10 protein-coding genes and 1 pseudogene are annotated in these 14116 nt (G+C 43.1%); 4 read left to right on the forward strand and 7 right to left on the reverse strand.

Annotated features, from left to right (window positions below):
• Positions 1–117: 117 nt before the first annotated feature.
• Both MKX60_RS02825 and MKX60_RS02830 read left to right on the forward strand, forming a co-directional pair.
• Positions 118–600, forward strand: a complete 483-nt coding sequence (locus MKX60_RS02825) for an RNA polymerase sigma factor (protein ID WP_076286683.1) — start codon at positions 118–120, stop codon at positions 598–600.
• A complete protein-coding gene (locus MKX60_RS02830; protein ID WP_076286684.1) occupies positions 597–1205 on the forward strand; it encodes a zf-HC2 domain-containing protein in 609 nt (202 codons plus the stop codon). Before MKX60_RS02825 ends, MKX60_RS02830 begins: the two co-directional genes overlap by 4 nt.
• Before the next feature lie 83 nt (positions 1206–1288).
• Here the strand turns inward: MKX60_RS02830 and MKX60_RS02835 are convergent, their stop codons facing one another.
• From MKX60_RS02835 to MKX60_RS02850, 4 genes are all read right to left on the reverse strand, one after another.
• The gene (locus MKX60_RS02835) at positions 1289–1945 is read right to left on the reverse strand and encodes a 2OG-Fe(II) oxygenase (RefSeq protein WP_371915751.1); all 657 of its coding nucleotides are present in this window, start codon (positions 1943–1945) and stop codon (positions 1289–1291) included.
• Between the two features lie 208 nt (positions 1946–2153).
• Entirely contained in the window at positions 2154–6551 is a 4398-nt protein-coding gene (locus tag MKX60_RS02840) for an S-layer homology domain-containing protein (protein ID WP_341059046.1), read from the reverse strand.
• A 507-nt stretch (positions 6552–7058) separates the two neighbouring features.
• The gene (locus MKX60_RS02845) at positions 7059–7976 is read right to left on the reverse strand and encodes a DMT family transporter (RefSeq protein WP_076286806.1); all 918 of its coding nucleotides are present in this window, start codon (positions 7974–7976) and stop codon (positions 7059–7061) included.
• 213 nt (positions 7977–8189) lie between these two features.
• Complete coding sequence (locus MKX60_RS02850) at positions 8190–9578, reverse strand: MFS transporter (RefSeq protein ID WP_341059047.1); 1389 nt, start codon at positions 9576–9578, stop codon at positions 8190–8192.
• A 262-nt stretch (positions 9579–9840) separates the two neighbouring features.
• Here MKX60_RS02850 and MKX60_RS02855 point away from each other — a divergent pair, with 262 nt between their 5' ends.
• Together MKX60_RS02855 and MKX60_RS02860 are read left to right on the forward strand one after the other, a co-directional pair.
• The gene (locus tag MKX60_RS02855; RefSeq protein ID WP_076286808.1) at positions 9841–10311 is read left to right on the forward strand and encodes a MarR family winged helix-turn-helix transcriptional regulator; all 471 of its coding nucleotides are present in this window, start codon (positions 9841–9843) and stop codon (positions 10309–10311) included.
• A 33-nt stretch (positions 10312–10344) separates the two neighbouring features.
• A pseudogene (locus MKX60_RS02860) lies at positions 10345–10577 on the forward strand (transporter); the annotation flags it as partial.
• Positions 10578–10643: 66 nt separating this feature from the next.
• Here the strand turns inward: MKX60_RS02860 and MKX60_RS02865 are convergent.
• From MKX60_RS02865 to MKX60_RS02875, 3 genes are all read right to left on the reverse strand, one after another.
• Positions 10644–12464: a PrsW family glutamic-type intramembrane protease gene (locus MKX60_RS02865; RefSeq protein WP_341059049.1), complete on the reverse strand. Its 1821-nt coding sequence runs from the start codon at positions 12462–12464 to the stop codon at positions 10644–10646.
• A 12-nt stretch (positions 12465–12476) separates the two neighbouring features.
• A complete protein-coding gene (locus MKX60_RS02870) occupies positions 12477–13100 on the reverse strand; it encodes a hypothetical protein (protein WP_076299962.1) in 624 nt (207 codons plus the stop codon).
• A 144-nt stretch (positions 13101–13244) separates the two neighbouring features.
• Positions 13245–13928 carry a Crp/Fnr family transcriptional regulator gene (locus MKX60_RS02875; RefSeq protein ID WP_042184055.1) on the reverse strand — a complete coding sequence of 228 codons (684 nt, stop codon included), beginning with the start codon at positions 13926–13928 and terminating at the stop codon, positions 13245–13247.
• Positions 13929–14116 lie beyond the last annotated feature (188 nt).

The raw sequence follows: 14116 nt of genomic DNA on the forward strand, positions 1-14116 counted from the left end.
TAAGGATTTTTATCATACTACACACCCGAGGCGTTATTTCGTTATACTCATAATTATTTTAGAAAGGCTGTAACGTTTATAGCTTTTTACGGATATATAAAGTGAGGAGGTGAACGGATGCAGGACAACGAGGAATTATACAGGGAATATTCAACCCAAGTATATAAATTCGTATTTAGTTTTTGTCATAATCACTTACTGGCAGAAGAAATCACCCAAGAAACCTTTTATAGAGCTATAAAGTCCATACACAAATACGATGGAACCTGCAAAGTATATGTATGGCTTTGTCAGATTGCTAAGCATGTGTGGTATCAGGAACTGGACAAGCAGAACAAAAGGAAGACTTGTGAATTAGAAGACCTTCCTTTTTCTAACACAAATTCAACAGAAACTGAATTCATTTTAGCTCAAGACAAAATGGAGTTATTTAAACAGCTTCATTTACTTGATCCAAATACCAAGGAAGTATTGTATCTGCGTTTGACCGGAGAGTTCAGCTTTCGGGAAATTGGCGAAATTCTCGGAAGGGATGAAACCTGGGCAAGAGTTACCTTTTACCGTGGAAAACAAAAATTAATGAAAGGAAGATCTTCATGAAATGCGAGATCATTCAGGATTTATTGCCCTCCTATATCGAAAAGCTAACCTCGTTACATAGCAACGAAGAGATTGAAAAACATCTGCAAACCTGCGAAAGCTGCCTTCAGTCATATAACGAAATGACTGCAACAGCAAATCTAAACGTGCCTATTGTTGATAAAGAAGAGGTTAACAAACTTAATTATTTTAAAAAGGTGAAATCAAAAAACATAAAGGTAATCGTCCTTTCCATCTTATCGGTAATCATACTGGCTGCAGCTCTTATTGGACTTTTTGTGATTGGCTTCCCTGTGTCCTCAAAAGATGTGACCATCGATTATCAGAAGACAAAGACTCATTTGGAGGTTCATCTGACTTTGGAAAACGGCAAGGACTTGGTGTTCTCAGGAAAAACCAAATTTATCCGCGATGAAAATAATAATGTGATCGGTTCCGAAACTAGGTATACCCCTAGAGGCTTGATTCACAATCCCTTTGATGATGTAGGAAAAAAAGTTATGTTGGGGACGGAGATTCAAACCGATCTGGATTTTCCAAACAAATTTATCCTTGAATTCAAAGATAAAACTATGACGTTCATTAATGGCGTTTTGGTGGAGTAGACATTGCCGTTAAAATGAAAAAAGACACCTTTTAAGGTGTCTTTACTGATACTCCATGTGGAACTTAGTATCTGTTCATACCTCTATGATGAGCGAAGAACTTGTCTTCTCATCCACATCGTTGCAACCCACTTTTCGCCTTTGATCACTGGCGTACCTGCATGCAAGGTGGACTCGTTTAATTCATGATTATCGTAAAAATATTCGAAGTAGACCGCCATACCTTTGTTAGGACTCACTGTTAAATTAAGCATAGGGAAAGCTGTTTCTCCACCTTCCTCCACATCATTCAAATACATCACGAGCGTACTAATTCGATTATTGCTACTTGCTCGACTCGTTTGAGTGAAGAAATCATGATGGGGTAAATACTCTTGGCCAGGGATATACAGCAGAACTTGCAAGCCATCACCATGCTCGATAGGAATATTCATAATTTGAGAGAATCGTTTCTCGATTCTTGTAACCGTCTCATTCTCCTCACAGAACACACCACTGCTCGTTCTAATCGGATTGACCGCATGGTCTTCACCAATTCTTGAACGTTGCAATCGTTGCCTAGAATATTCAATTAACTCATTACACTCCTCATCGCTAAGCACATTTCCTAACAAGACAACCAGCGGTTCCTCATACTTGGCAAGAATTCGAATCTCTCGATCCTCTGTCTTAATCGTATTTCCAGCATGATCAAATATCGTCCGTTCTTTGTCTGTCGCATTCCCTGTCGTATTCCCTATCATCCTTATGCAGCTCCCAAGTTATAACATCCATCGCAAAAAACATACCATAAAATGGTTTTATTTGCTTGATTAACTTCAGAACATCTAAAGACTCAGAAAATCAGCCTATTGTACGCTTATATAAATCTACAGACAAATCAAATCCCTTTCGATACACAAAAAAACCTTCAACCACATGGCTTGCGGTTGAAGGTTTTCGCTGTCGCTAGCTTAGTTTAGCTGCTTCGAGGAAGCGCTGTAGAATCACGGTCATTTCGGCACGTGTAATGACGTTGTCCGGGGTAAGCTGACCTTGATTGCCTTTAATGATTCCGTATTTAATGTTAAGCGCAGCAGCTGCTCTTGCGGACAAGTTAAGCAAGTGGTGATCTTTGAATGCGCTAAGCTGTTGGGTGGCTTCACGATCGGTAATCGTTGTTTCTAAACCGGCAAGCTTCATGGCTTTCGCCAGCAGCACCATCGCTTCTTCCCGACTTAGCTTCTCGTTGGGAATGTACTGACTGCTATTACTTGTCGTTACTAACCCATAGCCCTCCGCAATGGAGACCGTTTCATAATACCACTGACCACTTTTAATATCAGAAAAGCTTGCAGACTGATCGAATTCATGCAATCCGAGAGCCCGAACCAGCATCGCCGTGAACTCTGCTCGGGTAATTTGCTTGTTCGGCTGGAAGCTCGATTCGGAGATGCCTTGGACAATCAGCTTCGACGCCGCTTGCTCGATCTCTTTCTTCGCCCAATGCTTCTGAATATCGGCAAAGGTTTTAGAATTCTCTATTACGGCATAGGCGCTATTCGTCAGGCTGTAAATAACGGCAAATGTCTTGCCGTTCTCCTTCACTATTCGGGTTGGCACCGGCACAATGTTTCCGTCCTTCGTAATCGTAATGCCCGTCATGATTCTACTGTAGGGATCTGCCGAATTTGGGATAGTGATCGTCCGCTCGACATAGCTGAGAAACTTGTTGAGTTCAATCGTGGTACCACCATGCTTTGCCGATATGTTGAAATTGATCACCGGCGACAAGAGTCGGGCTTCCCCTAACTTATTGGAAACCTGCTCGATATCATTATCTGGCGCATTATTAATCTCGACTTGAATCTCCATGTTGCGCAGCGCATCTTCCGATCCGAAGCTCTTCGCGACGAGGCTCCAATCAATCTGATTAGCGGCTAGGAGATAGGAAGCAAGCTCCGTTTGAATTTGAATATCCGCGTTTCGGTCATTTAGTGTTTTGATAATTTGACTGTTTAAGAGTAGAAGAACACGATCCGAATCATTGTGAACCGGTATGAAAATGAATGGTTTATTGGATAAGGAATCAAGGTAACGCGATAATTTTGCTTCGTCGAAGGTTACCGTTGTCACTTTCTTTCCGTTAATAACGGCAGTTGTTACTTTTCCTAAATCCTTGTGCTTCACACCATTGATTTCAATCTCCAGCTCTGAACCTGAACTTAAGCTTGAAACTAAACTTGAAACTGAATCCGAACCGGATTGAGCGGTCGGGACATTCAGCGTAAACGTAACACTCGTCTGATTGCCTGCTGCATCGGTGACGACGAGCGTATAGTTGGCGGAAGAAGTAATTGTCGCTCCATTTGTGAACGGCTGGCCGTTTATAGTAGCCGTACCCTCATTGAATCCAATCGTTAACGGACTCGTATAGTTGCTTATTCCTGCAGTTAGGCCGGTTATCTTCGGGTTTGTTTTATCAATCGTGAAGGATACGGTAGTAATGTTGCCCGCCGCATCCGTGACGACGAGCGTATAGTCGCCTTCGTCTCTGACTTCAGATCCGCTTACAAATAAATCTCCGTTTAAGGTTGCAGTACCCATGTTAAAGGTGATCGTTCTGTCGGTATTATAGCTCGCTCCGTAAACAACACCGATTACGGATGGGCCAGTTTTATTCATCGTAAAGTTGACTGTCGTAACGTTGCCTGCCGCATCCGTCACAATGAGCTTATAGCTGCCTTCTCCGGAAACAGTCGCGCCGCTCGTAAACGAGTCTCCATTCATGGTCGCTGTGCCTTCGTTAAACGCGATCATTCTATCCACATTGTAGCTTTCTCCTTCAGCAACGCCGGTAACCGTTGGGGCAGTTTTATCGATAGTAAAGTTAACCGTCGTAACGTTGCCCGCCGCATCCGTGACGACGAGCGTATAGTCACCTTCTGCGGAAACGGTCGCGCCGCTCACGAATGGATCACCGTTCATACTCGCTGTACCTTCGTTAAATGCAGCTGATTGGTTCGTATTATAGCTAGATCCTTCAGTCACACCACTAACCGCAGGAGCAGTTTTGTCGATGGTGAATTGAATGGTTGTAACATTGCCCGTCCCGTCCGTTACGATAAGCGTGTAGTCGCCTTCGTCTCTGACTTCAGATCCGCTTACAAATGAATCTCCGTTTAAGGTTGCAGTACCCATGTTAAAGGTGATCGTTCTATCCACATTGTAACTCTCTCCGTCAGCAACGCCGGTAACCGTTGGGTTGGTTTTATCGATAGTAAAGTTAACCGTCGTAATGTTGCCTGCCGCATCCGTTACAATGAGCTTATAACTGCCTTCTGTGGAAACCGTCGCGCCGCTCGTGAATGGATGGCCATTCATAGTCGCTGTGCCTTCGTTAAATGTGATCGTTCTGTCCACATTGTAACTCTCTCCGTCAGCAGCGCCGGTAACCGTTGGGATGGTTTTATCGATAGTAAAGTTAACCGTCGTAATGTTGCCTGCCGCATTGCTGACGACGAGCGTATAGTCACCTTCTGCGGAAACGGTCGCGCCGCTCGTGAATGGGCTTCCGTTCAATGTAGCTGTGCCTTCATTAAAAGTGACCGTTCTGTCCACATTGTAGCTCGTCCCGTCAGCAACACCGGTAACCGTTGGGGCAGTTTTGTTGATGCTAAAGTTGACTGTCGTAACGTTGCCTGCCGCATCCGTCACAATGAGCTTATAACTGCCTTCTGCAGAAACCGTCGCGCCGCTCGTGAATGGGCTTCCGTTCAATGTAGCTGTGCCTTCATTAAAAGTGACCGTTCTGTCCACATTGTAACTCTCTCCGTCAGTAGCGCCGGTAACCTTTGGGATGGTTTTATCGATAGTAAAGTTAACCGTCGTAATGTTGCCTGCCGCATTGCTGACGACGAGCGTATAGTCGCCTTCTGCGGAAACGGTCGCGCCACTCGTGAATTGGTGGCCATTCATAGTCGCTGTGCCTTCGTTAAACGTGATCGTTCTGTCCACATTGTAGCTCGTCCCGTCAGCAACACCGGTAACCGTTGGGGCGGTTTTGTTGATGCTAAAGTTGACTGTCGTAACGTTGCCTGCCGTATCCGTCACAATGAGCTTATAACTGCCTTCTGCGGAAACCGTCGCGCCGCTCGTGAATGAACTTCCGTTCAATGTAGCTGCGCCTTCATTAAAAGTGACCGTCATATCTGCTTTATAAATTCCATTATTAATAATGCCATACACGGTAGGCGCGGTTTTGTCGATCTGAAATTCTATTGTCGTTGAGTTGCCAGCAGCATCCACCGCGATGAACGTATATGTTCCTTCCACACTCACGACGGTTCCGCTGGTGAATGGACTGCCGTTCAACATTGCGTAGCCTTCATTAAAGGAAATCGTCCGATTTGAATTATAAAGCCCGTTATTCGTGATGCCGCTCACTACGGGTTTAACGGTATCAAGCGTAATCGTATCACTTAAAGTTATGATATCTTTACCGTCTGTTATTTGATAATAAACGGTTTGGATTCCTTCTGCATTAAACAACGTCCAATTTTTGCTCGACAAAACGTCTTCCCATTTGCTCCATGTTAGCTGATCGTTCGAAAACCTCACTTGCAACACATCTTCAACATCTGGATCGGAAGCCGTTAAATTCAGCTTCACGCTGCTCGAATTCGTGTACAGTGCGCCGTTGTTAATCGCTATCGATCCAGTTGGAGGATCGCTTTGCGCATAGGTGACGATGAGTTTAGGATGATAGGCTGCGGTGAGATACTCTTTTGAGCTGACGAATGCGCGTGCGTTCGTTAAACTTTCATTGCCTTGGAGGATGAATGTAGCCTGCCGATCAACCGCACTCGTGATTTCGGCCACAATAGGCGTAACATCAAAGGTTACGAATCCGTCATTGGGTATCTGGTTATTGGATTTCCGAGTATAGTTAATCGAGGATTTTTGGGGAAAGACGGCTCTGTCCGTATTATCCATATCGTTATTGTCCGAACCGTACGCGTCTAAATAAAAATTGGCAAGATCGCTTCCTTCTTTGAAGTTCACATAAAGCTGAAGCTCATATTTGATCGGCCTACCCGGATGCGGGAGGTTAGAATCCAGATTGAAGCGTAAGGCTCCTCGGGCCGTATAAGCCCCTCCTTCAATACCTTTGCCAATATATATCCTGCCTTGCATGTCATTATTAAACACTCCAAAATCGCTGTCCCATAACAAATCACTTTCTGCCGATAACGATTGGGTCGTTATCGGCTGATCCGCCGCCAAAACCGGACCCGCCGCCGGTGCCAGCAATCCGACGAATAAAACGGCGATAATAAAAAAGATTGGTTTTCTTCCTTTCAACATGGTCTTCCCCCTTTGTAATGGACAAAAAATCTGAAGTTTTCGTTAGCTTCAGGTCGAGAAACGTAAAGGCCCCGTATTTCGTTATTATCGATACGGATATTCTGCGTCAACGTAGATAATGAAGTACATTGGAAAATAAAGTTACATATTATTGTGGGGTTGGCTACCTCCGGCTACCTGAAGCACCGCTAGATTCACTTGTAAGTTTCCTGCAGATCAGGGTCATGCCACCTTCAGTGACTATCTCCAATCTATATAATAAATCTTTTAAAATGTGATAAGTAGTGACGTCAGTCATCAAATTGTCATATGACATTTTTACATTTTATGGTGTAATAATCCATAACCTCATTCAGTTGTGGATCTATATGGTGGAGGTGAGCCGCAGCGATCCCCTGTCCGAAAATAACACATATCTGTATCCCCTTTATACCTGAACACTAATAAAAAAAGCCCCAAACATATTGTTTGGGGCTTCGAGCTCTATATTAGAGTTTTACGACATTCTCAGCTTGTGCTCCGCGATTGCCTTGTACGATATTCCACCGGGTTTAATATCGCACTTTTCCTTTGATACGTAGATAGCATAACTCCTGCTAGAATGAACAAAGACCCTAATATTTCTACACCTGTGATCGGTTTATGCAGTAATATCAACCCCATGATCATAGCTACAAAAGGCTCTAAATTAGATAATACAGACGCTTTTGAAGCATCAACATGGCGAATATTGTTATTCCAAACCAGTGTAGCTACACCATGTACAACAACAGCTGTTCCGATCAGAAGAGCCCAATCCGTAATATTCGAGCTCATTCGTAAAGGTGTATCTAGCGAGAAGGCAAACGGGACCGATACAATAAAGCCCACCAGATTCGAATATAAAGTAATCGTGAGTGGATCTATTCTTTGTGAGAGTACCCTAGTCATAATAATCATAATGGCGAAGGTTATCATCGTTACAACAATCCACAGTAGTCCTTTATCAAAATGCAAAGAGGATGATCCCCCTTTTACAACGACAAAATAAATACCAATGATCGCTAGAATAGACCCCATCAACATACGGATCGTTAATCTTTCCTTTAAAAAAATTGCCGCTAATAAACCCGTTAAAATAGGAGTCATAGCTAAAATGATTGCAGATGTTGTTGGATCAGCTGTTTGCAGCCCTTTAAAAAAGGACCATTGATTAATAAACACACCAATAACACCTAGCGATAAAATTAGGAATACATCCCATTTACTCACCAGCTTAAAATTCTTTTTGTAAGCCGTTATTCCTACTAGACATAACACTATAAATAAAAGTCTCAGTGAAGTTAATAGACCGGGGGAGAAGTCCTCAACTAAGATCTTTCCAAACACAAAATTACTGCCCCATACGACTACACAAAAAGTGAGCCAACCATAAGCTTTTAACATTTAAATCACCTTTCAATAATACCGACTCCACAATTTTCCCATTACAGCCTTACGCCAAAAAAAATAGACCCCACCCATCGTAAGATACGGGGTCTATTGTACTGTTGGTTAGTAAACATCGGTTCTTCTTTGTATCTATTATAACCTCCATGGTTTCTTCATGCGCTTAATTTATAGAGGGAATAATATCCATAAGGCGCTGAATGCGGCATATTAAACCTCCATTTTTTTCTTAATACTCATCGACCCGGGAGCACCCGTACCAAACTGATAACGGTAAATCACAACTACCGCAATAATCACTAAGGACATGACGAGAAAAATATTACTATACACATGGGCAGTAGCATTAGTATTCAAAGGATTGAACTGCACAACAGCAGTACCCTTGTCGAGCATTTTCCCGACTACACTCATGGCCATCGCGCCAGAGATAAAATTGATCATGGAGAGTAGTCCCATACCCACTCCTGTTTCCTCTTTTGGCAGCGTCCGCGAAATCGTATTGGACATCGAGATTTGCATGAAAGTCTGGCCCACGTTCCCTAATATTAAAATGATGGCAATGAAATATGCCGATAATCCAATAAAAGTAGAGAGTAGGGAGAAAGCAAGAAATAACAATACCGAAGCGACGAACACAAGTACGAAATTACCACGATCATCAGCCAACCTGCCTCCCTTGCGTCCCATGATAGCCGAAGCAATAGCAGCTGGTACTAACACGAACCCAATGGTCGAAGGGGACAAACCATTCACTGTCGCTAGAAATTGTGGTGTCATGAATGTCATGCTAAAGCTCATAGCTGTCGTCGTAAAAGCAAGCAACAACCCAATCGAATAGGTTTTGTTACGGAACAAAACGGGTTTAATAAAGGGTTCCTCAGCTTTCCGAATCCGAATGATAAATAAGGCTAGCAAGACAAGGCCCCCGAGGAACAACCACAGTTGCATCTGTGTGATGGCAAGCAAGAAGATTGCGACTGCTGCAGCTAGTAACCCGCCACCAAGGACATCAATACTTCCTGCCTTCCCTCTCGCATTATCTAAATACTTTCGGAAGAAAGGAAGCGTCAGTAGCGGAAGCAAGGAAAGGACGAACATGAGTCTCCAGCTTCCAAAGCTGGTGATGAGGCCTGCAGCGACCGGTCCCAAAGCATTACCAAGCGCTAACCCAACCGCAGAAGTTCCAAGCGCTCTCCCCCTCTTCTCGGGAGCAAAATAACGGATTGGAATGATCATTGCTGTTGCAGGAAGGACGGAAGCACCGGCAGCTTGAATTACACGGCCCAGAATAATAATCCAAAACTCACTAGCAAGCAGACCTATTAATGAACCGAGAGCGAATATAAGCAGTCCATACGTTAACAAATCCTTCAACCGATATTTATCCGCCAATTTCCCCATGACGATGGAACCTACCGCGTAAACCACCATATAACTGGTCATAATCCAACTAACCTGCGAAGGAACGAGATTAAACTCTTTGCCGATCTCAGGAAGAGCTACATTGAACATCGTACCGTTCATAACCGAGAATATTAGGGTAACTACAAGTATTTTCAGCAGCTTATCTGCATTTTGTGATGATGTATCCGCCATAATCTAAACCTCTTTTCTGATTAAATTCATAATGAATTATAAGTAAAAAGATAAATAATGAGTATCCTCAGTTTATATATTACTGAGGATACTCATTATTTTCTCACCTGTCAAGTTATATCCTTTACATGGAACTATAGCTGGATACGCCTTATAAGAGTATAATATAAAGAGTGTACTCATTAAGAGTACACACATATTCACCGTTGCCATGAAATTGAGAATGAAACATTGACAATAAAGTCAAGGAGGCACTACATCCATGAACACAGATCATCCCAAGGCGATAGACGTCATTCACATATTAATGAGATCAACCAACTACATTAAAACAGAATTTCAATCCCAGTTATTAGCGCTTAATACGCCTTATCATCTCTCCGGTCCCAGGTTACGTCTGCTTTCAGTCGTTGCCGAAACAGGCAATATCCGTATGAATGAGTTAGCTGTTAAGTTAGGGATCAAAGCACGCACCGTTACCGATTTTGTTGATGCACTTGAGCAGGATAAGCTCCTCGTTCGAATTCCTGATCCAACCGACCGACGAGCTACACTGATCCAGCTTACGGAGCTTGCACAATCCACGATTGAGGAAGTTCTTACTTTCCAGGATACAGTCGCTGACAACATGCTGGAGAATCTTTCAATGGAGCAAAGAAAGCAATTCTATGACCTTCTATTGCAACTAACCAAAAACAAAGCAATCTCCGATTTATGTGAAGAAGCTAAGTGAGTCGCAGCCACATCGAGGAACAGGAACTCACGGCACCCGGAATTCATCCCTCAGCAATCTGCGGTTTCGCCCTTGGCTGTCGATCCGGGAGCAATCGCTGGTTGTTTGTTTCGGAATACGTACGTTTGGCTCGTGAATAGAAATCAATTCTGGTTTTACCCGGTTTCGTAGGACGCACCTCGGTTGCGGGGTTTCAGTGGAGTGGAAGATTTTGGGTCTACACTGGATTGAGCTTGCAATCCATCCAATCCTTCACATGCTTCTAAATAAACACGTAAAAAAGCTCCGTTCCTCTAGGAATGGAGCTTTTGGATCTACGTCAGAGTTAGTTATCATTTAACCCTTAATGCTTGGCCACAGCGTGCACAATAGCGGGTACCCTGAGGAGACAATGACCCGCAGCCTTCACAGTAAAGCTCCTGCGTCATGGGCTTCACTTGATCGTCATGCCTTATCGCCTCATGCGTGGTTGGATTCAACATATTCAATGCATGGAACTCCTCTTTTCTTCCCCTACGAATAAGTGAGAATAATAAATAGAGTCCTATAAACCCGACTACAGCCATAGCTCCCGCCTTCATCAGACCCGATTCAAAGTGATAATTCCATAGTGCATGCATCACGACTGCTGCCAAAAACATCCCCATTGCACGTAGCCCTCTCGTCCACGGTCTACCGTCCGCCAAATTCGAGTGCTTATGCATACTGCTTGCATACCAGATACCCACAGTTGCAATCGCAGTCCATGTTCCATGACCGAATGGCGATAATAATGCTCTCATCCATAGGACGGCGAGCATCCCAAGTGAAGAGGCTTCGTCTATATGCACCCATCCATAAATAATACTTTCCACTGCAGCGAATCCCATTCCTGCTGCGGCACCAAACACCACTGCATCCATCAGAAAATGGATTTTTCGCGTTCGAACGAGCATCACACAGACTAATAATTTTGCAGTTTCTTCTATTAGAGCTACAGACAAAGGCACGTAAAACTGCGAAAAGTCAAAGGAACTTGCTTTGACTTCAAAAAGCCAAATCCGCTCTAAATACCAAGCCAGAGGGATAGCAACAATTGCGGTAGACACTAAAACTAAACCAAGCCTCCTCTGACGAAAGCCTATTAACTGCTGATTTCTCACAAAAGCTACGAATGCTAGGGGACCCACCACACCTCCAACAATTAAGGCGGCGATCTTCCACCATTGGCTATGAAGGAACAGTGCCAAGAAGGATAAGACAAGGAATCCACCGACCAACCAGAGTAATTGCTCCATCCACTTGTCCTTGGCCTTAGGTAGCGATTTATTATCCTCTGCAACAGACTCCCCGCCGAAGGCGATGGTCACTTTCTCCAACATATGGGGGGTTCGCATATTTAGAAACTCAATGAGTTGTTGACGAACCGGAGCGTAATAATCAAGTATAGTTAAGAATTCTAACTTACCCATGATCAGTAATTCACTATCTTCTACCGCGATCAACGTGTGCGAGGAAACCGTGTCCGTTAGTAACTCTGTCTCTCCATAAAAATCCCCATCTCGAAGAATAGTCTTACGCCGCTTTCGGCTGCGAAGTTCGATACTCCCGCTACTAATCATGAGAAATTGATCCATTACCGCACCTTCTACGATAATCTCTTCGCTCTTCGTTACTTTCTTGATCGTTGTAATCTCTGCAAGACCTCGAAGTTCAGCATCAGGGATGACCGACCAAATTGTCGCTTTGCGAAGCATACTATGGATCATTCGGATCCGTATGTTCACAAGCACACTCTCATAAAATAGCGGACTCAGGTTTGCCAAATATTCGAACGAGGAACGGTCTAGACGCAACGCTTTTACTGGCCCGGTTGCCGTAACACTAGCTGATCTTTGTACGTTCCGAATAAGACCGATCTCTCCTACTAACTCTCCCGGTCCAAGTTCAGCTAAGAGCAGCGCCTTTCCAACTAAGTTCACCGAGGTGACTTGCACTTTCCCTTGCCATATAATGAAACAGTCCTTAGAGGTGGACTCTTCCATAAGAAGTCGTTGTCCATCCTCTAAAGACATAAGTTTTATAGCGTTAATTACATTTCGTAGCTCATCATCAGGAATACCTCGTAATAACGGATGATCACGTAGAAAATCGACTGCAGCACTTGGTATCATAGGTTTAACTCATCACCGCATATTTCCAATAACACTACTTCTGGAATCTTGCATTTTTTTAATAAAATTTGTCATTGTATCAAAAGCTTCGTTACGTTTATTCGTTAGACTTTGCAGGCGCAGCATATCCATTTGCTGACTATTACTTGCACTATCAATCTGTGATTTGATTTGTCCCAACAGATTCTCAAGTTGCCCTTTTGTTTGCGGTATAGCCATACTCATAGCAGTAAACATGGCCCCCTTGTCATCTGCCAGCTTTACAGCAGCGTTGGCCTCGGCACCTGAAGGAAGCTTCGCTAGCTCTTCATTGATCACTCCTAGCAATTGATTCAGTTTTGAGATTGTTTCATTCTTGGCTTGTACGGATGCGATTTGATCTTTCAACTGATCCTCTAACATACTTGCACGACTCGACTGTACAGCCATCATTGCTGCTTCAAGATCCATGCCCTGAATGTTAACCTGTGTCATACCACTCATATCAACGCTACCTACCGAATTTTGCGTGGCATTTCCATTCAGGGCATCCTTAACAGAGTTATACACCGAATTGTTATACAACAAAGCCCCTCCTACAATGATCCCCAGTACAAAAGTACCTGACATAGATAAAACTAATTTTTTCACGCTCATTTCATTTCCTCTTTTCATTTATGGATGATCATTGCGTCATTGCGATTAACAAATCCAAATATGCGCTTTCTTTGTTAATATTGTTATATCATTTTGGGTGATTAATGGTCTGTAACCCCAATTACAATTTCCAAATAGTCGGACTCAAATTACATCAAGTATATTTCTAAGTCTATCTATGTTGCACACGAGTATTTTCCTCTGATCAATACGTATTAACTGCTCATCCTGTAATCCAAGCAATGATTTTGTCACGGTCTCGCGCGCCGTTCCTGTCATATCCGCCAGGTGTTGATGCGTCAGCTTCAAATCGATTAGAACACCCTCATCAGAGGGCACTCCATGCTGTTCTGTTAGACGCAACAACACGCGAGCAATGCGCGTACGCACGTCAATAACGGTCAAGTCTGTTATTAATTTATTGGCATCACGTAGACGATCTAACGCTGTTTCCAAAATGCCGATTAGTATTTCCGGATTACTTTTTAATAAGGGTATGAAATCGCGTTTTTTCAGAATACATAAGGTGGATTTCTCAATGGTTCTTGCAGACGCAGAACGTGCTCTTTCATTTTGCAATAAAGCCATCTCTCCAAAGAAATCACCTTCTCTAAAAATAGAAAGGATTACATCCCTAGAGTGGTTATCTTGATAGATTTGAACAACTCCAGATATAACCAGATAGAGTTCCTCTCCCTCTTCACCTTCAAAAAAGATGGACTCTCCCTTTATATAAGTACGCTCGCTACATAACTTGGCAATTTCAGCTAAATATTCATCATCAAGATGTTCGAAGAATGGGAAGTCTCGTAACAGTTGTGGGTTCATCTTCAAGAGCAGCCTCCAGTGTATCATTTTATAATTTCTATTAGGCTTCAACTCTAGCAAAAGTTAAATCTTTAGGACCATCCTTTATTGTAATACTTTTAAATTAAGATAAATAGTGACTGTAGTCATCAAATTATCATGTGACATTTTTACATTTTCTGGATTAATAATCCGGGCAGGATATGCTT

Source organism: Paenibacillus sp. FSL R5-0914 (assembly GCF_038004525.1).
Lineage (GTDB): Bacteria > Bacillota > Bacilli > Paenibacillales > Paenibacillaceae > Paenibacillus_AQ.